Origin of the sequence: Streptomyces pseudovenezuelae (assembly GCF_029892565.1) — a bacterium.
Lineage (GTDB): Bacteria > Actinomycetota > Actinomycetes > Streptomycetales > Streptomycetaceae > Streptomyces > Streptomyces pseudovenezuelae_A.
Genome location: NZ_JARXVH010000013.1, coordinates 1 through 19886 on the forward strand (window position 1 = coordinate 1; position 19886 = coordinate 19886).

The 19886-nt window shown below is 68.1% G+C and carries 21 protein-coding genes; 5 read left to right on the plus strand and 16 right to left on the minus strand.

Features of this window, described 5'->3' with window-relative positions; genetic code table 11:
- The first annotated feature begins 444 nt into the window (after positions 1-444).
- Both M2283_RS34050 and M2283_RS34055 read left to right on the plus strand, forming a co-directional pair.
- Positions 445-639, plus strand: a complete 195-nt coding sequence (locus tag M2283_RS34050; RefSeq protein WP_280880325.1) for a hypothetical protein — start codon at positions 445-447, stop codon at positions 637-639.
- Positions 640-975: 336 nt separating this feature from the next.
- Positions 976-1575, plus strand: coding sequence for a cadmium resistance transporter (locus tag M2283_RS34055; RefSeq protein WP_280880326.1), 600 nt, complete (start codon positions 976-978; stop codon positions 1573-1575).
- Between the two features lie 244 nt (positions 1576-1819).
- Here M2283_RS34055 and M2283_RS34060 read toward each other — a convergent pair whose 3' ends face one another.
- On the minus strand, positions 1820-2683 hold the full coding sequence (locus tag M2283_RS34060) for an IclR family transcriptional regulator (RefSeq protein WP_280880327.1): 864 nt from the start codon (positions 2681-2683) through the stop codon (positions 1820-1822).
- A gap of 358 nt (positions 2684-3041) precedes the next feature.
- Here M2283_RS34060 and M2283_RS34065 point away from each other — a divergent pair, with 358 nt between their 5' ends.
- Genes M2283_RS34065 through M2283_RS34075 form a run of 3 tightly spaced genes read left to right on the plus strand, consistent with a single transcriptional unit; the run spans position 3042 to position 5303 of the window.
- Positions 3042-3590: a flavin reductase family protein gene (locus M2283_RS34065; protein ID WP_280880328.1), complete on the plus strand. Its 549-nt coding sequence runs from the start codon at positions 3042-3044 to the stop codon at positions 3588-3590.
- The gene (locus M2283_RS34070; RefSeq protein WP_280880329.1) at positions 3587-4522 is read left to right on the plus strand and encodes a fumarylacetoacetate hydrolase family protein; all 936 of its coding nucleotides are present in this window, start codon (positions 3587-3589) and stop codon (positions 4520-4522) included. The genes M2283_RS34065 and M2283_RS34070 overlap by 4 nt, the downstream gene beginning before the upstream one ends.
- Positions 4523-4565: 43 nt before the next feature.
- Entirely contained in the window at positions 4566-5303 is a 738-nt protein-coding gene (locus M2283_RS34075) for a hypothetical protein (RefSeq protein ID WP_280880330.1), read from the plus strand.
- A 306-nt stretch (positions 5304-5609) separates the two neighbouring features.
- On the opposite strand, the gene M2283_RS34080 is transcribed toward M2283_RS34075, so the two are convergent.
- The 15 genes from M2283_RS34080 to M2283_RS34150 all read right to left on the minus strand — a co-directional run bounded on the left by M2283_RS34080 (position 5610) and on the right by M2283_RS34150 (position 19620).
- Entirely contained in the window at positions 5610-6251 is a 642-nt protein-coding gene (locus M2283_RS34080; protein WP_280880585.1) for a 3-oxoacid CoA-transferase subunit B, read from the minus strand.
- Positions 6252-6274: 23 nt separating this feature from the next.
- Positions 6275-7009, minus strand: coding sequence for a CoA transferase subunit A (locus M2283_RS34085; protein WP_280880331.1), 735 nt, complete (start codon positions 7007-7009; stop codon positions 6275-6277).
- A 28-nt stretch (positions 7010-7037) separates the two neighbouring features.
- A complete protein-coding gene (locus M2283_RS34090) occupies positions 7038-7745 on the minus strand; it encodes an SDR family NAD(P)-dependent oxidoreductase (protein WP_280880332.1) in 708 nt (235 codons plus the stop codon).
- The gene (locus M2283_RS34095) at positions 7738-8154 is read right to left on the minus strand and encodes an SRPBCC family protein (protein WP_280880333.1); all 417 of its coding nucleotides are present in this window, start codon (positions 8152-8154) and stop codon (positions 7738-7740) included. Before M2283_RS34095 ends, M2283_RS34090 begins: the two co-directional genes overlap by 8 nt.
- Positions 8155-8207: 53 nt before the next feature.
- Positions 8208-8858 carry an NADPH-dependent F420 reductase gene (locus tag M2283_RS34100; RefSeq protein WP_280880334.1) on the minus strand — a complete coding sequence of 217 codons (651 nt, stop codon included), beginning with the start codon at positions 8856-8858 and terminating at the stop codon, positions 8208-8210.
- Positions 8855-9613 carry an ABC transporter ATP-binding protein gene (locus tag M2283_RS34105; protein ID WP_280880335.1) on the minus strand — a complete coding sequence of 253 codons (759 nt, stop codon included), beginning with the start codon at positions 9611-9613 and terminating at the stop codon, positions 8855-8857. Before M2283_RS34105 ends, M2283_RS34100 begins: the two co-directional genes overlap by 4 nt.
- A complete protein-coding gene (locus M2283_RS34110) occupies positions 9610-10386 on the minus strand; it encodes an ABC transporter ATP-binding protein (RefSeq protein WP_280880336.1) in 777 nt (258 codons plus the stop codon). The genes M2283_RS34105 and M2283_RS34110 overlap by 4 nt, the downstream gene beginning before the upstream one ends.
- A 2-nt stretch (positions 10387-10388) precedes the next feature.
- Positions 10389-12377: an ABC transporter permease gene (locus M2283_RS34115; protein ID WP_280880337.1), complete on the minus strand. Its 1989-nt coding sequence runs from the start codon at positions 12375-12377 to the stop codon at positions 10389-10391.
- A gap of 29 nt (positions 12378-12406) precedes the next feature.
- Positions 12407-13654 carry an acyl-CoA dehydrogenase family protein gene (locus M2283_RS34120; RefSeq protein WP_280880338.1) on the minus strand — a complete coding sequence of 416 codons (1248 nt, stop codon included), beginning with the start codon at positions 13652-13654 and terminating at the stop codon, positions 12407-12409.
- A gap of 94 nt (positions 13655-13748) precedes the next feature.
- Positions 13749-15077 (minus strand): ABC transporter substrate-binding protein, encoded by a 1329-nt coding sequence (locus M2283_RS34125; RefSeq protein WP_280880339.1) that lies wholly within the window; start codon positions 15075-15077, stop codon positions 13749-13751.
- Between the two features lie 130 nt (positions 15078-15207).
- A complete protein-coding gene (locus M2283_RS34130) occupies positions 15208-15507 on the minus strand; it encodes a DUF6295 family protein (RefSeq protein ID WP_280880340.1) in 300 nt (99 codons plus the stop codon).
- A gap of 23 nt (positions 15508-15530) precedes the next feature.
- Positions 15531-16274: a dienelactone hydrolase family protein gene (locus tag M2283_RS34135; RefSeq protein ID WP_280880341.1), complete on the minus strand. Its 744-nt coding sequence runs from the start codon at positions 16272-16274 to the stop codon at positions 15531-15533.
- Between the two features lie 43 nt (positions 16275-16317).
- On the minus strand, positions 16318-16776 hold the full coding sequence (locus tag M2283_RS34140; RefSeq protein ID WP_280880342.1) for a VOC family protein: 459 nt from the start codon (positions 16774-16776) through the stop codon (positions 16318-16320).
- Between the two features lie 53 nt (positions 16777-16829).
- The gene (locus M2283_RS34145) at positions 16830-18482 is read right to left on the minus strand and encodes an FAD-dependent monooxygenase (protein WP_280880343.1); all 1653 of its coding nucleotides are present in this window, start codon (positions 18480-18482) and stop codon (positions 16830-16832) included.
- Between the two features lie 346 nt (positions 18483-18828).
- On the minus strand, positions 18829-19620 hold the full coding sequence (locus M2283_RS34150) for an MHYT domain-containing protein (RefSeq protein ID WP_280880344.1): 792 nt from the start codon (positions 19618-19620) through the stop codon (positions 18829-18831).
- Positions 19621-19886 lie beyond the last annotated feature (266 nt).

Sequence of the window (19886 nt, forward strand, 5' to 3'; positions counted from 1 at the left end):
CCGCAGAGGGGCCTACACCCTCCTGCCCGGCGTGACAAAACCTCTACCGGAAAGCAAGTTGATCTGCGGAGGAAAGCCTTAACTTCGCGGCATTGACTCCTGTGCCTGTGGGTTGGGACTTCGAACACCCCTCAACGGCGTGGGAGCCTCGTGTGGTGCGCATCCCGGCGGCGTCATCCGATCAGTGGCCCCACTGAAAGGCTCACTGACACCAGGTCGCTCCGGAAATCGGCCGCCGGCGCGGGCATGACGACCACCATGCGAGTGGTGAAGACTGGATGGATGCCTCACGACCCCGGCGGACTCATGTTCGTAGCGCTCGGTCTCGCACTTGTCGCCGCCGGCTTCCTGTGGCGGGGACGAGTGCTGCGCCCCCTCTCGGCGAAACGAGCCCAGGCGGCCGTAATCCGGGACCGTTCCAGAAACCTACTGCGTTCTGCGGACATGGCGATCGCCGAAGCGCGCCGCCGGGCCGCACGCGGCGAACCGGCCATCGTCACGGTCGAAGACGTGACCACGGTGGCATGCCGGCACTACGGGCACGTCGTCGTAGAGCGCGAAGAGGCGGCTGCCGCCCTCCGCCAGCGCTATGAGGCCGCCAACTGCCGGGTGGACTGCATGACCGACGCTTTCAACTGACTCCCTTCTCGGCGCGTGCTGATCTCAGGGGCGCCGGAGCCGTCACCTGATCGGTGGGCACGTCGAAAAGGCTCACCGTTTGAGGGTCATGGCCTGGTGGGCGGCGGCTGGTGATCGTCGGCCGGATCGGGGCGACCTGGAGGGGCGGATCCGCCGCCACATGAGGAAAGGACCGTGCTCCGACCTCCACCAGCAAGATCAGGAGGGCTTGGTGCTGCCGACGCCCTGCCCCGACATACGCGAGAAGGAACAGCACTGAGCGTCCACCCCGCCAAGGGCTTGGCACAGTCTCCCGGTAGCGTCACCCGACACTGACCTCAGAGGGGACAACCACTCGTGAACCTGGGCATCATCGGGCAGGCGGCTGGGCTGTTCGCCGTCACCAATGTCGACGACATCCTGGTCCTGGCGCTGTTCTTCGCCCAGGGTGCCGGGCACCGTGGCTCCACCCGTCGCATCGTGGTCGGCCAGTACCTGGGGTTCGCCGCGATCCTCACCGTGGCGGTGGCCGCCGCGTTCGGCGCCACGTTCCTGCCCGAGGCCGCCATCCCCTATCTCGGTCTGCTGCCGCTCGCGTTGGGCCTCAAGGCCGCCTGGCAGACGTGGAAGGGCCACCGGGACGGCGGCGGAGACCAGCAGGAGACCAAGGAGGTCGGGCCGGGCCCGCTGGAGGTCGCCGCGGTCACCTTCGCCAACGGCGGGGACAACATCGGCGTCTACGTGCCCGTCTTCGCGTCCGCCGGCATCGGCGGGATGAGCGTCTACGCCGCGGTGTTCCTCGTGCTGGTAGCGGTGTGGTGTTACGCGGGTCGGTCCTTCGCCACTCGCCCGGTCATCGCCAAAGCCCTGTCCCGCTGGGGCCACATTCTGCTGCCTTTGGTCCTGATCGCCATCGGCCTGCTCATCCTCATTGAGGGCGGCGCCTTCGGCCTGTGACGCAGCCAGCCCTAGTAGGCATCTTTCAACCTCGAAAGCGTCCGTGGTCCGATGTAGCCGACATCCTCGGCGTCGACTGGTCCTAGTACGGCGCGGCTCCGGAAGGGCGCCTGGAACGACTGCATCGCGTACCCGTTGACGGCGAAGTTCTATCTGAACCTGGATGGTCGTCGCTGTCCTTTTCCGTGAACTCACCCGGCAGGCGTGAGCGACCCGGCACCATTTCGACACCGGCTGCCCCGAGTCAGTCACGGTCAGGATCAGTGCGAACAGCGGACTGCGTCGGCTCGAAGGATGACGAGGGCAAGTCCCCAGTCGCGTTCAGACGATCGGACATCTCACGTGCCACCGACTGCAGTTGCTGTACCAACTCCGCGTCCTGAGCCGGATCCAACTTGCCCAGACACATCATGGCCGCCAGGGGGCGCCCACCGGAATCCACCACCGGAACCGCGATCCCACGCCCGGTGTCGAACCTCTCGAAGTTGTCGACGGCGTATCCCCGCGCCCGAATCTCCTCGAACTCCCGCCGCATCTGATCCAGGTCGGTAATCGTATTCGGTGTGAAACGCCGCAACTCCTCCACCCCGACGGCGTCAGCAACCTCGTCATCCGGCAGATACGCCAGCAACAACTTCCCGTCAGCCATCGCGTGAGCCGGCTGCGGGTGCCCCGGCTCGAACTCGATGAGTTCCGTATTGACACCGGCCGAACGCGCCAACTGGACCGTCTTCCCACCGACAAGCGTGCTCAGTACCGCGTCGTGACCGGACCACTGCGCAACCCGGGACAGATGGGTCCGGCTGTCCTGCACGACGGGGTTGGTGACCAGCGCCACGCTGCCGATACCAACAGCCCCCATCCCCAGCCGGTACTTACTGGTCCGGGAGTTCTGCTCCACCCAACCGACACTGACGAGCGTCGCCAGCAACCGGTGAACGCTGCCGGGAGACAGCCGCACGAACTTGGCCAACTCCACTATCCCCAAGGGATACGGATGCTCTGTCAACGCCGTCATGATGCGAGCCGCACGCTGAACCGCCCGGACATGCCCGATATCCCGGCCCTCACCAGGCGAAACAGCCGAAGACGAACCATCTTCCTTCACGTGACCTCCGATCCACCTCAGGATACTGATCCGGCGCAGCCCTCGTAGCACCTGACTCGGACCGCGACCTCACAGAGCCTCTGATCCGGACCGCCTGCCCTTTACGCACCACTTGGTGGGCATCTCGCGACGTCAGGGCTTGCCTGCTCGACCAGGAGGGGCCGCGCGGATCGGAGCACCTGTCGCCGGAAACACCGCTCAATCGCCCTCGTCGCGGATCCGACCGCGCGATGACCAGACCGGCGGTCGAGACGTCGGTCGGACACCCCGGCGGCGAACGATCCCCCGCCACCCTTGACGGCCATGACACACGTCACTAGCATTTTCGGAATCAGATTCCGGCAGATGGAATACAGACATGGCATCGCAAAGCGAACAAGTCGCCAACCTTCCCGGACCCAGGAACATCGACCCGATCGAGTTCCGCAACGTGCTCGGTCATCTCCCGACGGGGGTGGTGGTACTCGCGGCCAACGCCGCCGGTCAGCCCGTGGGGATGGCAGCCAACTCGATCACCTCCGTCTCGCTCGTCCCGCCCTTGATCGCCGTGTGCGCCGCTCACACATCGAGCACGTGGCCACTGATCCGGCATGAGCAGCGTTTCTGCGTCAGCGTGCTGGCCTCGCATCACGAACAGATCTCACGGCAGTTCTCGCGATCCGGCACAGATCGATTCGCCGGGATCAGCTGGCACCACCGCGACGCCGGGCCCGCGCTCGACGACGCGATCGCCTGGCTGGACTGCGAACTGGTCACGGAGCACGACGCCGGCGACCACACGATCGCCGTCGCACGGGTGCTGAACCTCGCATCCGCGCAGGACGGACGGGCCCTGGTCTTCTTCCGAGGCCAGTACGGCCGGTTCGAACCGACCAACCTCGACCTGTCCCGAAGGGAAAACGCGTGAAGCTCCTGTTCTTCAATGACTTCAGGCTGGGCGTATTCGACAGCGGCTCCGTCATCGACGTGAGCGACGCCGTCGCGGAGCTGACACCGGCGCACCCGCAAGAACTGCTGGCGACCGTCATCACCCGGTGGCCAGAGTTCGTGGACAAGATCCGGCAGGTGGCCGAGCAGGGTACCGGCGTCCCGCTGGACTCCGTCCGGGTCCGGCCCCCGGTCCCGAGGCCGCTGAACATCGACTGCATGGCACGCAACTACATGGAGGGAGCCACCGAGCGTCCCCCCGTCAACGGCTTCCCCAAGACACCTCACTCGATCGTGGGCCACGGCGATCGGATGGTGCTGCCCGACATCCCCGCGACGGTGTTCGAAGGGGAGGCCGAGCTCGCCGTCGTCATCGGGCGGCGGGCCAACAACGTGTCCGCCGACGAGGCGATGGCCTACGTCTTCGGATACACCAACCTCATCGACGGCTCCGCCCGAGGTATCCCGCCCCGCCAGAACGCCTTCTACCAGATGAAGTCCCGTGAGACCTTCTGTCCGATCGGTCCTTTCCTGGTGACCGCCGACGAGGTGCCGGATCCGCAGAACCTGCCGGTCCGTCTCTGGACCAACGGCAACCTGATGCAGGACTTCAACACAGACGACATGGCCTACAGCATCGCCGAGTCGATCGCGTTCGTCTCCTCGCTGCACACCCTCGAACCCGGTGACCTGGTGGCCACCGGAACCACCCATGGTGGCCTGCACCCGTTCATGGACGGTGACGTCGTCGAACTGGAGGTCGGCGGCCTGGGCCGGCTGCGCATCGACGTGCAGGACGACCTCGGGCGCACCTGGAAGCGGGAAACGCGTCATGACCGTGCCCTTGCAGGTCTCAAGGGCACGCCGCAGCAGCTGAGCGGCAAGTACACGCCCGAAACGGTCCAGGCCTGAAGTGCGCGTACTGCACGTCACTGACGTCTCCGGAGCCGCGGATGTGCGTCAGATCCTCCTCCCCTACCGAGATGCCAGGGACAAGGGTCCGTACGACGTCATCCCGGCATCGCGCTTCTGGCTGGCCCGGCTTCGAGCGGACGAAATGCCCGTCCTCCCGGCACTCGGCTCCCATCTGCTCGTCGTACTGTCCGGTCGCATCGAGCTGTCGGTCGGCAGGTGTCCCGCGACCGAGCTGGGGCCCGGTGACGTCGTCTGTTTCGCCGTCGGCGCTGTCGACGACGTCCGTCTCACATGGCCGGACGACGCCTGGCTGTTCTTCGTCTCCACCCCGGAATGGGTGCCGGAACCGGGTCTTGTCCAGACCGGCTCCCACCATGACCCTCGCCCGGGCCCGCCCCTTCTCACCTGGATATACGACGACGACGGACGCTCGCGCTCCGAGCCCTTCCGGTGGCCGTACCCGCTCGGCCCGGTACCACCGGTCGACACGTGGCCGGCGTCGATCGGAGCGTTCGTCACCCGCCGCGACTACGGATTGGAGGGCTACGCCCCGGGGGTGTGGCACAACGGCCCGCGCCGACAGTTCGGCATCACCCTGAACGGAAGCGCCGAGAACGAGACCGGTGACGGCACCATCACCCGCCCGGTGACCGGTGACGTCGCCCTCATCGACGACGTGACCGGAGCCGGTCACGTCACCCGCGGCCACGGTGACCGGTGGATGATGTTCGTAACGGTCGCCCCCGGCCACCTCGGTGCACTCACCCCGCAGGCCTGAGTGCTCCCGCGCCATTGAGATCCTGGCCGCACCCGAGTCAGCCACGGCCAGGATCGGCGCGAACCGCGGACTGTATCGGCTCGAAGGATGGCGAGGGCAAGTCCCTAGTCGCGTTCAGACGATCGGACATCTCACGCGCCACTGACCGGAGTTGCTGCACCCACTCCGCGTCCTGAGCCGGATCCAACTTGCCCGGCACATCATGGCCGCCAGGCGGCGCCCACCGGAACCGCGAGCCCACAGCCCAAGAGTCCCGTGCCTGACGAGGCAGGCACGGGACTCTTGGGCTGTGGGCGTCTGCCTGCGTCAAACTCCCTCACGGCTGTCGGCGAGCCGGGGCGACACGACCACTGGAGCCGCCGTGGCGCCCCGTACGAGGTCGAGCTCGACGCCCGGGGCCAGCTCGACCAGTTCCAGCCCCTGCGCCGTCACATCCAGTACACCGAGATCGGTGATGACCCGATCGACCACGCCGCGACCCGTGAGGGGGAGCGTGCAGCACGGCAACAGCTTGGGCGAACCGTCCTTGGCGACGTGCTCCATGAGCACGATGACACGACCGGCGCCGCTCACCAGATCCATCGCTCCGCCCATCCCTTTCACCATGAGGCCCGGGACCATCCAGTTGGCGAGATCTCCGGTGGCCGAGACCTGCATTCCGCCGAGGATCGTGGTGTCCACGTGCCCTCCGCGGATCATGGCGAACGACAACGACGACGAGAAGAACGCCGCACCGGGCAACGTGGTCACCTGCTCGGTGCCGGCGTTGATCACCTCGGGGTCCCCCTGGCCGTCCTTGGGATACGGCCCGACGGCCTGGACGCCGTTCTCGCTGTGGACCACCACATGGACACCGAGCCCCAGGTACTGAGGTACCTGGGTGGGCAGCCCGATCCCGAGGTTGACGCATTCGCCGTCGCGCAGCTCCTGCGCGGCCCGCGCTGCCATCTGCGGGCGGGTCCAGCCGACCTTCACTCGATCCTCCCGACGTCCACAGCGACCACTTTCTGGACGAAGACCCCCGGCAGGTGCACCGCGTCGGGATCGATCCCGCCGGGTTGCACCACTCGTTCCGCCTCGACCACCGTGACGCGCCCCGCCATCGCCACGTCCGGATTGAAGTTCATCGCCGCGGCATGGAAGACGGCGTTGCCATGACGGTCCGCGACCGCTGCCCTGACGAACGCGTAGTCGGTGACGATGCTCTCCTCCAGAACGAAGTCCCTGGCGCGGCCCCTCACCGTGAAGGTGCGGACCTCCTTCGCCGGCGACGCCACGGAGACATCGCCGCCTGCGTCGTAGCGCCGAGGGAGTCCTCCCTCGGCCACCACGGTGCCCACCCCGGTCGGAGTGAAGAAGGCGGCGATCCCCGCACCGCCGGCCCGCAGGCGTTCGGCCAGCGTGCCCTGGGGCGTCAGTTCGACCTCGATCTCGCCGGCCAGGTACTGGCGGGCGAACTCCAGGTTCTGCCCGAAGTAGGACGCGATGACCTTGCTGATGCGGCGCTCCTTGAGCAGCCGCACCAGGCCGACGCCGTTGACGCCGCAGTTGTTGGTCACGACGGTGAGGTCCGTCGCGCCATGGTCGAGCAGCGCCGCAACCAGCTCCCACGGGACACCTGCCGTCCCGAACCCGCCTACCGCGATACTCGCTCCGTCGGCGATGTCCCGGACAGCCGCGGCGGCACTCTCGACTACCTTGTCCACGACGTGCTCTGACTCCTCAAGCTGTCGTTCACCGCAGCACCAGCCCCCCGTCCGGGCAGATGGTCTGCCCAGTGAGGGCCTCGGCCTCCCGTGAGGTGAGGAAGCCGACGACCTCGGCCACGTCCTCGGGGACCAAGGTCCGTGGGATCGCCTGCCGCGAGCGGACACCTTCGGCCGCGTTCGAGCCCAGTCCGGGCTCCGGCACCGGGGGCGGCGTCATGCCGGGTGCGACACAGTTGACGGTGATGCCGTCCGCGCCCAGGGAACGAGCCAGAGCCCGCGCCGCGCCGATCAGAGCGCCCTTGGTCATGACGTACGGGAGCATGTCCGGCACCGGCGGCGGGTCGAAGAACGTGTCCGACACGACCATCACGACCCGCCCGAAGTGATGCTCGGCCATGCTCGGCGTCAACTCCTGCAGGAGCCACAGCGGAGCCTCGACGTTGACGGTCATCATCCGGCGCATGAGTGCGGCGTCGAGGTCGCGCAGGGCCGCTCGCTCGAAGTTGACGCCGGCGTGGACCAATACGTCACAGCGTCCGTGCCGTACCAGCACCGTGCGGGCCGCCGCACGGACCTGCTCCTCGTCCGCGAGATCGACGGCGTCGTCCCCGACCCGGTCAAGGACGACGACACGGTGGTCCCGTGCCGTCAGCGCCTTGACGATCGCACTGCCGATGAATCCCGCGCCTCCGGTGACCAGGGCGACAGGTGCCCCGCCGTCGGCGTCACCCATTGAAGTTGGCATCGAGGCCGGCAAGCGCCCCGTCGATGTCGGCCCCGATCCCGGCGCGGGCAGCGTCCTGCATCGGGTCGGGCACATCGACCTCGATGACGTACTCGACGTCGCTGCCGGCCCCGGCCCCGGTCACCGTGAACGTGGCGGCGAGCTTCTTCATCGGCGTCTTCTGACCGGGGACGAGCTCGTAGGTGAGGGTGCGTGCTTCGTCGTCCTTGGCGGAGATCCGGTCGAGCACCGAGTCGCCGCGGGTGAAGTTGACCAGGCGGTCGCCGTCGGGGCGTAGTTCGACCGAAGCGATGTGCGGCTGCCACGCCGCGTAGCCACCGAAGTCACTCACGAACGCCCACACCTGGTCGGCAGGGGCCTTGAGCGCTATGGACTTGCTGACGTTGACAATGGCCATGGTGTTCTCGCTTTCCTTGTGAATGTGAAGGGGTGTGCTCGGTCAGCGGGGTACTAACGCACCTGTTCAAGGGCCTTTTCCAGGCGGGCCCGGGCATCCGCCGGCGTGATCATCTCGATGGTTCCGGCCAATGGGCCCGACATGCCCTGCAGCCAACCGCCGGTGCGCAGGTCGCCGGTGTCAACAGCTTCCCCGCCGATGCTGGCGACCAGGTCACCAACGAGTGCCTTGGCGGCGGCGTCGTCCCCGGCGACGTACACCGCGTTGTCCTCGCCCGCCGAAGGGCCCAGGCCCTTGACCAGGAACGGGATGGGCGTGGTGTTGAACGCCTTGACCAGCCACGCGCCGCGCACGAGTTCGGCGACGACCTCGCTGGAGATGCGGTCCCCGATGTCGATCAGGCCGTCGGGACCGGGCTTGCTGCGGTTGTTGGTGGTGTCGACCACTACCACGCCGGACCAGTCCCCGACCACCGACACCGCCTCCGCGGTCCTGCCCCAGGGCGTGGCCAGAATGACGAGGTCGCTTCCCGCGACGGCGCCGGGGACGTCGGAGGCGCTGGTGTGCTCACCGAACCGGGCCGTCAATTCGGCCAGCGACTCGGGGCCTCGGGAGTTCGCGAGCACCACGTCGTGGCCGGCCTCCACGAAGAGACCCGTAAGAGCCTGGCCCATCCGGCCGGCGCCGATGATTCCGATCCTCATTGCATTTCTCCGTCTCGTTCCTTTTCACGATCAGCAGTGGGTGTCCACTCCTGTCCCCCGAGGTAGCTGGCCTGGATCACGCTGCGATCCCGCCGTAGCGCTGCGGCGTCGTGGCTGTCACTGCCGGCACCGTGGGCCATGAGATAGGCCCGGTCGGAAATCTCCAGGGCAAGGTGCACATGCTGCTCGACCAGCAGGACGGCGCAGCCGCTCTCGTCCGCGTAGGCCCGGATCACCGGCAGCAGTTGCTCGACGATCACCGGAGCCAGTCCGAGACTGAGCTCGTCGAGCACCAGCAGTGACGGCCTGCGGGCCAGAGCACGTCCGACCGCCAGCATCTGCTGCTCGCCGCCGGAGAGGACTCCCGCCCGTCGGTCGGCGATGTGCGGCAACGCCGGGAAGTACCGGTAGGCCAGCTGCGCGTCGAGCCGTTCGCCGCGCGGCCCGAGCCTGAGATGCTCGGCCACCGTCAGCCCTCGGAACAGTCCCCGGTCCTCCGGGACGTGCGCGATGGCGCGGCACGCTCGTGCGGCGGGCGTCAGCCCGGTCAGGTCCTGCCCGTCCATCGATATCGAACCCGCCGAGGCCTTCACCAGGCCGGACAGCGCGCGCAACGTCGTGGTCTTGCCTGCCCCGTTGGGGCCCAGCAGGGCCACCACCTCACCCTTTCCGACCTCCAGATGGACATCACGAACGACATCGACGCTGCCGTAACCGGCGGTCAGACCCTCGATGCGCAGTACTGGTTCGGTCATGGTTCCTCCCCGACCTTGATGTCGTCGGAGGCGGCCGATCCCAGATAGGCGGAGACCACTCTGGGGTCACGGCGCACGTCCGCCGGGCGACCCGTGGCGATGACCTGGCCGAACTCGATGACGACCACGTGGTCGCAGGTCGCGAACACGAGGTTGATGTCGTGGTCGATGAGCAGCATCGGGGTGCCCTGGTCGCCGAGTCGGCGCAGTTGTTTGCTGAGCTCGGCGCTCTCGTCGGTGTCCAGGCCGGCCGCCGGCTCGTCCAGCAGCACCACCTTCGGCTCACCCACGAAGGCCCGGGCCATACCGACCAGCTTGCGCTGCCCCTCCGAGAGCTCGCCGGGCATCGCCTCGGCGAGGTCCACGATGCCGAGCGCCTCCAGGGCGTGGCCCACCGAGGGCTTGGTCGCCTCGGCGTTGGCCAGCAGTTCTCGGAGCGTCGTCCAGAGCGTGGGCCGACGGGCGGCGACAGCCAGGTTCTCCGCCACCGTGAGGGCGTCGAAGAGCTCGACGGCCTGCCACGTCCGGCCGAGCCCCGCCCGCACTCGGGCGTGCGGGCGCATCCGCCCGACGTCACGGCCGGCCACCTCCACGCTGCCCGTGCACCGCGCGAAACCGGTCACGGCGTCGATGAACGTGGTCTTCCCCGCGCCGTTGGGGCCGATCAGTCCCACGATCTGGCCGGGACCCACTTCGATGTCGACGCCGGAGAGCGCCTGCACCCCGCCGTACCGGACACTGATACCGCGCGCGGACAGAACAGGACTCGGCATACTCACACCCCTCCCTGCGGCTTGGCGCCCACCGCGGTCAGCGCCTTGGCCGCGCGTGAGGCACGCGCTCGTCGCTCCCGCTTCGTCGCCGAGGCCACCAGGAGCCCGTCGGGGCAGAACCTCAGCTGGATGAGCAGGCCGGTCCCAATGATGAGCTGCATGTAGACGGAGACCCGGTTCTCCGGCAGGACCCAGGTCTGGAGGATGAGCGGGATCACCGCGCCGGCGGCGCCGAATCCGGCGAGCACCCCGCCCTGGACCAGCGTCACTCCCAGGACGTAGACACTCGCGACCAGGGAGAGTGCGCTCATGGTGCCGTAGCTGTTCGCCGACACCGTGCGGAAGTCGTAGGCGTACATCACGCCGGCGACGCTGGCCAGGAAGGACGCGATGGCGAAGCCCTGGATCTTGACGGCCCGCACGTTGACGCCCGCGGCCGCGGCAGCGCGTTCGTTCGAGCGCACGGCCAGCATGCGGCGCCCCAGGTCTCCCCTGCGCAGATTCGCCACGAACAGGTAGAGCACCACGGTCACCACCAGCGCCAGCAGGCCGAAGACCGGACTGGGCAGCGACCCGTCCAGGCCACGGAAGGAGGCGTCGGTGCCGAGGTTGAGGCCGAACAGCGTCGGTGACTCGACAGAAGCGCCTGACTGGCCGCCGCCCCAGTCCGGATTGGCGAAGACGAACTGTTCGATGGCGATCGCGGCGGCCAGGGTCACCACGACCAGCGTGACTCCCCGCACCCTCAGCGCACTGGCACCGATGAGCACCCCGAGCACGGTCGCCACGGCGATCGCCAGGATCGGGCCCAGCGGAAAGCCGATGCCGTACGCGGCCTCAAGGTGCGAGAGCGCGAATCCGGCGACGCCGGCCAGCGCCAGCTGCACGACCGAGAGCTGACCGACGTAGCCCATGATCACCACGAAGGAGAGACACAGGACGGTGGCCACCAGGCCGGTCGTGACGGCCTGTCGGAAGTCGGAGGGAAGTACCACGAGTGCCACGGCACACGCGATGGCCACCGGGGCGACCCGCGCGGCGAGCCGGTCCTGGTCGGGCACCATCGGCAGGGACCGTTCCACCAGGTCGCCGCGGAGCGGAAGGCTGGAGCCCCGCCACCACAGGGCGATGACGATGAGGAGGAACTCGGCCACCTGCTGCACACCCGGAACCGCGGAGCCGTTCTGGGTCGGGAACCACGACTCGTTCGACGCCTGGTAGAGCAACGACTCGCTGATCCCGATGAGCAGGCTGACGGCACACGCGATGCCGAACGAGGTGAACCGCGCGAACAGCGCCGCGGCCAGCGCCGGAATGATCAGCAGGGGCAGGGTCGTGGCGCTCAGCCCGACGATGGACGCCGCCAGGATTCCCACGAACCCGGTGGCCACATGCCCGAGGACGGAGTTGCCCAGCGAGATGACGTTCGGCGACAGCCCGGCGAGAGCGGCCGAACTCTCGCTCTCCGAGGCGGCCCGCGTCGCGAGCCCGAAGCGGGTGAAGCGGTAGAGGGCGGCGAGCCCGGCTGCCAGCACCACCACGATCCCGGCCAGGATGAACTGCGCTTCGGGCACCGCCACGCCGAAGACGGACACCACGTCGCTGGTGAGCACCGACGGGCTGTTCAGCGGCGAGGTGCCGAAGATCAGCAGGACCAGCGCCTGAGTCAGCAGCAGAACGCCCATGGACGCCACGAGCTTGGCGAGCGGGGAGGCGCTGCGCAGCGGTCTGACGGCCACCAACTCCACGACCACGGCGTAGAGGGCCATGAACAGCAGCGTCAGGATGATCGCCGGGACGGTCTGCAGCGCGAACCCGAAGAACCCGGTTCGCACCGCCCAGAACACATAGCCGGCGACCATGACCGTCGCCCCCGCCGCCAGGTTGATGGTCCCGCTGCCTCGCCAGCTCAGCACCACGCCCAGCGCGATGCCGGCGATGACCGCACCCGAACCAAGCCCCAGCAGCGCGAACAGAACAACTGTCTGCATAAACTCACTCCTTCAGCCGTGCCGCCGGCTCAGACGAGCCCATCGGCCTTCAGGCCGAAGTGCTCCTGAGCCAGTGCGGTGGCGAAGGTCTCCCACTGCAACCCGACATTGGTCCGTGCCGTGGAGATGTCGCGGTAGTACCGCTGCATACGCGAGCCGTTGCGCCCTCCTTCGCTGGTTCCGGAGGTGCGGAACAGCAGCTCGACCGCTTCCCAGGCGAGGTTGACGGCGTGATGGGTGCTGGCGTGGATGCGCATCAGCCGCTCCGGGGCGAAACCCGTGTCGTCGACAACCGCCTCCCGGCAGAGTTCCATGTAGAACTCGCTGCTGCGCAGGAGCACGTCCTCCGCCGCGCTGGCCTTGCCGCTGGCCAGACCCCAGTAGCGCTGGTAGTCGGCGGTCTGGAACCGTGGAACGCCGCGCGGTCCGGGAGTCCTCTTGGCGCGGATGATCCGCTCGTACTCATCCAGCGCGGCATAGGCACAGCCCACCAGCACCGACGTGATCTCCAGCTGGAGGTAACCCATCGAGTGGCCGGCGTACATGGGATTCCCGTGCAGGCGGTATCCGGGCGTGGCCGGCTTGCCGCCGAACCCCAGCGGGTTTCCCCGGACCAGGAACTCGTCGGGTATCACGGCTGCGTCGACCCGGATGCTGTTGGAGCCGCTGCCGCGCATCCCGAACGAACGGTGCCGCCAGTCGTCCATCAGCGTCCAGTCCGCGCGCGGCACCAGCGCCAGCCCCTGGTCACCCGTCGCACCGTCGCCCTCGTCGAGGCGGACCGCGAGCATCGCGTGGGTGGAGTACGGCGAGCCCGAGCAGTAGTCCCACGTCCCCGCGATCCGCCACGAACCCTGCTCGGTACGCGTGGCCGTGCCCATCGGGATACCGCGCATGGGTGCGGCGAAGTCCCCGTGGGGCCCGATGGCGCCGGACTGGGCGGCCTCGCCGTACAGCCCTCCGATCTGCAGGCCGTGCCCGGCCGCGAGGCACAGGCCCCAACCGGTGCCGGGACATCCGCGGGCGATCTCCACGATCACGCGGAGGAACGTGGGTACGTCGAACTCGTAGCCGCCGTACCGGCGCGGCAGGAGAGTCCGGTAGAAGCCGGCCTCGCGGAAGAGCTCATGGGTCTCGGGCGAGTAGGCGCCCCGCTCCTCCGTCGCTTCCTGCTCACCGAGCAGTCGGTCCCGAAAGGACGCCGCGCTGTGCACCAGGTCTTCGGGGCGTGGGTTCGGCTCACGGGGCCGGATCGTGGCGCTCGCTGGGGCGCTCATGGTGTCTCCTCGTCTTCGCCCGCCGTCGTGCGGGCACGGGTGGTCTTCAAGGGGTTGATCGTGGTTGTGTGGGGGGACGACGTGCCGTCGGCCGTCAGAGTCCTGATGGGGTGATCCAGTCGGTGGCCGCGGAGAAGGTGTTGCCACCGGTGTGCTCGAAGACCCGGCTCTGGGCGCCGCAGAGTCCCGGCTGGTCGCTGTAGGCACCGCACTTGACCGTCTCGCTGCCCAGGAGCATCGGGCCCGAGAACGACCGGGCGGACTTCGCCACGGTCTTCGTGGTCGCGTCCGCGCCACCGGCCGCGTTGAGGAACTTCGTCGCTGTCATGACCAGGCTCCAGGCGAGCGTCGCGTCGGAGTCGGTCTGGGCGCCCGCGCTCAGCGACGCGGCCTGCGACTGCTTGAGGTAGGCCCGCACATCGGTGAGGGAGGTGTCGGCGACGTTGGTCTGCGTCGACAGTTGCAGCCACTTGGGCGCTTCACCGCCCAGTCCCTGGGCGACGGCCTTGGAGAAGCAGAAGGAGCCGGTCGACACGATCGGAGCCTTGACCGCCAGGGAGTCCAGCGCCTTCGCCGCCGAGATGCAGTTCGGCGGTGACGACACCAGCGGTACGACCGCGTCGGCCGTCTGGATGCCGGCGGCGACCGCGGCCGCGGTGAGGTTGGTCGTGGACGGGTCGAACCCGACCGCCTTGAGCTTGATGCCGAGCTTGTTCAGGTCCTTGCGGAGCACGTCCACGCCGCCGATGCTCTGTGCGTCCTGCGGATAGACGACGGCCACGCGTTTGGCCTTGACCTTGTCGTCGAGGTAGGTCGCCAGCCCCCCGAAGATGGAGTCGGGGTTGCCGTTGAAGATGAAGACGTTCTTGCCCGTGGCGTCCGGCGCGCTGATCGAGTTCGACATCAGGATGGGCTTGCTGCCCTGGACGACCGCCCGCATGGACTGGCCGCCGTTGATCAGTGTGCCGACGAGGACCGCCTTGATGTCGTCGTCGTTGGCCATCTTCAGTCCGCAGGAATTGCCCTCCTGCTCGCTGTCCACCACGTAGCAGGTGCTCAGTTCGAGCGGATGCCCGTCGATCCCGCCGAGTTTCTCGTTGATGTACTTCACCGCCGCCCGGGCTGCGAGTGTGGCGTTCGGGTATTCCAGCGACCCGCCCTGCTGGTTGACCCATCCGATCTTCACCGGCGAGAGGCCGGTGTCGGCGGCCCCCGACTTGCCTCCGGTGTAGGCGGCCAGATCCGTCACTGCCCAGGGGTCCGCGGAGCTGGAGCTCCTGGGAGAGGTGTTCCCGGCTGTCGTGGCGGTGGTGTCCGCGTCGGCGCACCCGCCAGCGACGAGACCGAGCAGCACGCTCAGTCCGGTGACAGCGATCCTTGTGCGCCGACCGACCGGATTGTCTGCAAACACGTTTTGGGACATGTGCGACTCCTTGCTTCCCGCAAATCCGTCCGGGGGCGGCGGATGAGACCTCAAGGGGGTCAGATGCGGAAACTCATTCCGCTAGATGGAATGCGGCGAACGTAGCAGCGTGACCGGAGCCACACAAGAGTTACGGCAGGGTTTCCAGTTCCGAACGCACCGGGGCACGCCCTTCGGCCGCGAGGTCCGCCTGGGCCTCCGGGCTTTCGAGTGCCGCCGTGATGGCTCGCACCAGTTCCCACGCCGAGGCGGCGCTGAGTTCGACCCCGACCCGAGCGCCTACGCCGGCGTCAGGATTGACGAAATCGATGATCAACGCGTGGTCGTACGGAGCACTGACGGGGTGGTCGTAGAAGACGTTGGCCCGCGTCACCCTCAGCCAGTCCGGCACTCCCCGCGCCGCTCCCGTGATGCCGATCTGCTCGGTCATCCAAGTGCACATACCTTCCTCCTTCAGCGCAGGTGCTCGTCGTAGAACGCGTAGACCCGCTCCCACCCGTCCACGGCCTGCTCCTGCCGGTAGTTGGGTTTGTCCGAGGCGAAGAACGCGTGGCCGGCACCGTCGTAGCGGAAGAACTCGAACGACTTCCCATGCTTCGTCAGCACGCGTTCGATCTCGTCCACCTGCTCCGGGGTGGGGTTGAGATCCTCGTTGCCGAAGATCCCCAGAAGCGGCATCGCCATGTCCGGCGCGCGATGGATGACGCCCTTCGGCGCCGGACCCGGGCGACTGGGATCGGGGGGTTGCGGGAGGATGCTGCCGCCCCAGCAGTCCACCGCCGCGTCAAGCGAGGGCACGTCGCAGGCCGCCAGGAACGCCTGCCGTCCGCCGGAGCAGAAACCGATCACCCCGACCTTGCCATTGGCGCCCGGTTGCGCCCGCAAGTACGCTGCGGCGCCGGCGATGTCACCCATCACCTGGTCGTTCGGCATCGCCTTGGCGAGCCCTTCCGCACGGGCAGCGGCGGCGACGTCCGCCCAGTGCCCGGGACCGCGCCGGTGATAGAGGTGCGGAGAGATGGCCGTGTAGCCCTGGGAGGCGAAGGTCCGCACCACCTCCTTGCACCACGGGTCGAGTCCCGGTGCGTGGTGGAGCACCACGACTCCGGGAGTCGGCTCGGTGGTCACGGGCCGGGCGAGGTAGCCCTCGATGACGGTGTCCCCGTGGCCGGCGAATCCGACGACCTCGGCAATCATGCCTTCCTTCAAGGACGTTCTCCTCTCAGGAGTCCGGACACGATCACGCGGACGCCTTCATGTCGTCCAGCAGGCCGAGCAGTTCCGCCTCGGTCAGGGACAGGTCGATCGGCTGGCTGTAGGGCTGCGGCCAGTCGATGCCCGTGTGCCAGTAGACCTCGACACGGTTGTCCTCCGGATCGCGGAAGTAGCATCCGATCGCGTTGCCGTGGTTGTTGACATGGTCGATCGAGTACTTCCGCTCGACGATCTGCGCGTAGAACTCCCGCAGGTCCGACAGCGACTGGACCACGAAGGACAGCTGTTGCGGGTCGGTGTGCCGCTCCTTGTCCTTCGCCAGGAGCAGCTCGTGGTGCTCCTCGCCGGGACGCGAGCTCAGGAAGACGCGCCGCTCGTCGCGGTCGGTCACGGTCATACCGAGGAAGCCCGAGTAGAAGTCGAGCATGACCTCCGGATCGGTGACGAACAGACCGACGTGGCCGAGGCGGGTGACCTTGGGCATGAAGAGACTCCTTGTGCGGTGGGGTGGTGACCTGCGGCGCCGAGCGGCGCGATTCAACGGGTGACGGTCGCCGGCCAGGCCGACGAACCGGTGACGACGTCGAGCAGACGGTCGACGTCCTCGGGCAGGGCATGGCCTCGCCAGGCGACGTGGTGGTCCGAGCGGACCAGCGTCGCGGGCGCCAGGTAGAGGTCGTACAGGGCGGCCCGGTCGGGCTCGCCGGGCGTGACCACGTCGAGCGGTACGCCGCGCGCGGCGGTAGCCCGACGCAGCGGTTCGGTTTCGATCGCGTCCAATACCAGCAGGGTGAAACCCTGGCCGATGTGGTCGTAGAGCGAAGAACCGTCCTTGAGCCAGTGGTGGGGAGCCCGGTTGCCGGGTGCCGCCGAGGGGACGTAGTCCTCGAAGTCGGCCGCCGGCTGCTCCAGGTCGTCGCGCACGATGATCGGCGAGCTGGAGTAGCGGTAGCCCAGCTGGCCACCCATGCGCTTGAACTGTCGCGCCTTCTGCACCTGGATGTCCTCGGCGACCTGCGCCCGCACGGCGTCCCCCGGCGGACCGGGGTCCTCGATGCCGTCGCGCACCAGCTCCGACGCGCCCACGGCCTGGTTGCGCTCGCAGCCGTCGAGGATGAACCGGGCCGCTTCACCCCGCTCGATGCTGTAGCTGGCCAGGAGCAGCGGGCCGCCCCACCCCTGGACGAGTGCCGCGAGCTTCCATCCGAGGTCGGCGGCGTCTCCGATACCTATGTTCATACCGAAGCCGCCCATGGGGGAGACCAGGTGGGCCGCGTCTCCCGCCAGGAGCACCCGGCCGAAGTCGTAGCGCGGTGCCTGCATCGAGTGGGTGATGAACGTCCCGCCCTCCAGCGGCTCGACCTCGAACTCGACGCCGACCGCCCGGAAGAGCATGTCGCGGCAGGCCTCCCAGTCGTCGCCGTCGATGTGGTCGGGAACCGGTGAACAGAAGTACGCCCACTGGTCCTCGCCCGACTGCGGTACCAAGCTGTCGCAGTGGCGGTCCTCGTTGTAGAAGAGCGTCATGGAGACCATCGGCGAGGCCTTCCAGTGCTCGGCGAGCCCGGGGGCACGCAGATGCCACAGGAAGCTCCGCGCCAGGTTGGGCTTGCCCTCCATGCGCACATTGAGGATCCGGCTGCGCAGCCGCGAACGGCTCCCGTCCGCGGCCACGAGATAGTCGCTGCGGAACGCCCGCGGTCCGTCGGTGCCGGTCACGTGCACGGTGACGCCGTCGTCGTCCTGCTCGAACGACTCGACCTCGTGCCCGAAGCGCACGTCGATCAGCGGAAGTTCCGCGGCCCGGGCCCTGAGGGTCTTCTCGATCGCCTCGTTGGGCGCCCACTCGGCGACCTCCGAGGCGATCGCCAGCCGCTCGGACCACTCGTAGGCCCGGGGGAAGTGCTGGATCAGATGCCCGTTCAGGCGCGTCACGAAGGCCACGTCCCGCTGGATCCGCGGGCTCACGGGGTCGTTCTCCCGCAGCGCGTCGGCGATCCCCCAACGGCGAAAGTGCTCCATCGAACGGACGTTTGTCATGTTGGTGCGCGCCGAGAAGCGGTCTGCTTCGGCACGGCTTTCGAAGACCACGCTGGCCACGCCGCGCTGCGCAAGGTCGATGGCGAGCGCCATTCCAACGGGCCCGCCTCCGGCTATCGCCACCGAGGTCGGCGCCTCAACAGGTGCCATGCCCACTTGACCTCCATTCCGTCAGGTGAAATCTGATTCCAAAATAGACCTCGGGTCGCTGCATGTCGAGCGTTCGGCAGGCAGTTCTTTCGTCTGTATGTCGCGATGGTTACTTCACCGGGAGGAGCGCATGGATCAGGAACCACTGGGCCCGCCAAACGGCGACGCGGTCGCCGGGCGAGTGCTCGGCGACCGCGTTCTCGTTGCTCGGTAGAGGCGTGAACAGGTACGTATCGGGTTGCTACGGCCCCGCGACCGCACCGGCTCCCGCAGGGCACGGCACAGCGACCGTGGAGACGTACGACAGGCAGCGCGCTCGCACGTACGCACGGCGCGACGGGGACGCCTACCGCACAGGGTGGGCGGAGCCGGACCCGCGCGGTGCGGGCGCCGCCCGCACCGCGTCGCCGTCACCGACCAGCATGTCGGTGTCGAACATGACGATGGTCGTGGCGACCAGGAGGACCACGAGCGGGCCGGCGAGCATGACCATGAGGAACCCCAGATTGCTCGTCGACTCATCGATCGTGGTCTGGCCGGTGAGCCGGACGGTGAGGGCTGTCATGCCGATGTAGTGCATGCCGGTCACCGCCACGCCCATGATCAGGCTCGCGCCCATGCTGGACCACAGGGAGTGGATGGAGACCGCCGCCCACAGGGCCGCCGTGGCGATCACGATGGTGAAGACGAAGGTGAGAATCACGACGCTACCGTCGTAGTGGAGGCTGCCGTCGATCTTGATGGCACTCATACCGAGGCCGTGCATGGTCACCACCCCGTTCCCGGTGATGATGCCGGCCGTTATCAGGGTCGCCGCGGACCGGCCTCGGTAGCCGGCGAGAAACATGCCGGCGGCGACGCAGATGATGACGACCGCGAGGCTGAAGAATGTCTGATCGCGGTCGTAGCGAACCGCCACACCCTTGATGTCGAAGCCGATCATGGCGATGAAGTGCATGGCCCAGATACCGCAGCCGAATGATACGGAGCCCAGAGCCAGCCATCTGCCTCTGTGGTGTGGGCGGCGCAGCGACCGTGTCGTGCAGCGCAACCCGAGTGCCGACCCGACGGTGGCCATCAGATAGGCGGCGATCGGCGTCACGACGCCGTAGCTGAAGTTGGTGACGGTGGCCGTCATACAGTTCTCCTTCGTGCGGGAAGGCGGGCATGACCACGGGCGCGGTGTGCCGACTCGGTGGCACGGCACACGCACCCGGCTGACTCCATGTGCGTTGACCCGGCCCAACAAGCCGGGGCCCGAGGGCACGGCGGCCGGACGCCGCCGGATACGATCCCGGCCGCACTCGTTCGAGAGCCCCGTACTGGCCGGAGTGGAGGGCACTGGTGCCCAGGGGTCCGGACGCGCCCGCTACTGCGCCGAGCGGCCCGACCCCTTCGGCCTGT

Excerpts from the sequence above, each read along its gene's own strand:
- M2283_RS34105 (WP_280880335.1), bottom strand. The coding sequence starts at position 9,613 with ATGACCGAACCAGTACTGCGCATCGAGGGTCTGACCGCCGGTTACGGC.
- M2283_RS34140 (WP_280880342.1), bottom strand. The coding sequence starts at position 16,776 with ATGCCCAAGGTCACCCGCCTCGGCCACGTCGGTCTGTTCGTCACCGAT.
- M2283_RS34065 (WP_280880328.1), top strand. The coding sequence starts at position 3,042 with ATGGCATCGCAAAGCGAACAAGTCGCCAACCTTCCCGGACCCAGGAAC.
- M2283_RS34125 (WP_280880339.1), bottom strand. The coding sequence starts at position 15,077 with ATGTCCCAAAACGTGTTTGCAGACAATCCGGTCGGTCGGCGCACAAGG.
- M2283_RS34150 (WP_280880344.1), bottom strand. The coding sequence starts at position 19,620 with ATGACGGCCACCGTCACCAACTTCAGCTACGGCGTCGTGACGCCGATC.
- M2283_RS34100 (WP_280880334.1), bottom strand. The coding sequence starts at position 8,858 with ATGAGGATCGGAATCATCGGCGCCGGCCGGATGGGCCAGGCTCTTACG.
- M2283_RS34120 (WP_280880338.1), bottom strand. The coding sequence starts at position 13,654 with ATGAGCGCCCCAGCGAGCGCCACGATCCGGCCCCGTGAGCCGAACCCA.
- M2283_RS34080 (WP_280880585.1), bottom strand. The coding sequence starts at position 6,251 with ATGGCAGCGCGGGCCGCGCAGGAGCTGCGCGACGGCGAATGCGTCAAC.
- M2283_RS34090 (WP_280880332.1), bottom strand. The coding sequence starts at position 7,745 with ATGGGTGACGCCGACGGCGGGGCACCTGTCGCCCTGGTCACCGGAGGC.
- M2283_RS34050 (WP_280880325.1), top strand. The coding sequence starts at position 445 with ATGGCGATCGCCGAAGCGCGCCGCCGGGCCGCACGCGGCGAACCGGCC.
- M2283_RS34145 (WP_280880343.1), bottom strand. The coding sequence starts at position 18,482 with ATGGCACCTGTTGAGGCGCCGACCTCGGTGGCGATAGCCGGAGGCGGG.
- M2283_RS34115 (WP_280880337.1), bottom strand. The coding sequence starts at position 12,377 with ATGCAGACAGTTGTTCTGTTCGCGCTGCTGGGGCTTGGTTCGGGTGCG.
- M2283_RS34095 (WP_280880333.1), bottom strand. The coding sequence starts at position 8,154 with ATGGCCATTGTCAACGTCAGCAAGTCCATAGCGCTCAAGGCCCCTGCC.
- M2283_RS34110 (WP_280880336.1), bottom strand. The coding sequence starts at position 10,386 with ATGCCGAGTCCTGTTCTGTCCGCGCGCGGTATCAGTGTCCGGTACGGC.
- M2283_RS34135 (WP_280880341.1), bottom strand. The coding sequence starts at position 16,274 with ATGATTGCCGAGGTCGTCGGATTCGCCGGCCACGGGGACACCGTCATC.
- M2283_RS34130 (WP_280880340.1), bottom strand. The coding sequence starts at position 15,507 with ATGACCGAGCAGATCGGCATCACGGGAGCGGCGCGGGGAGTGCCGGAC.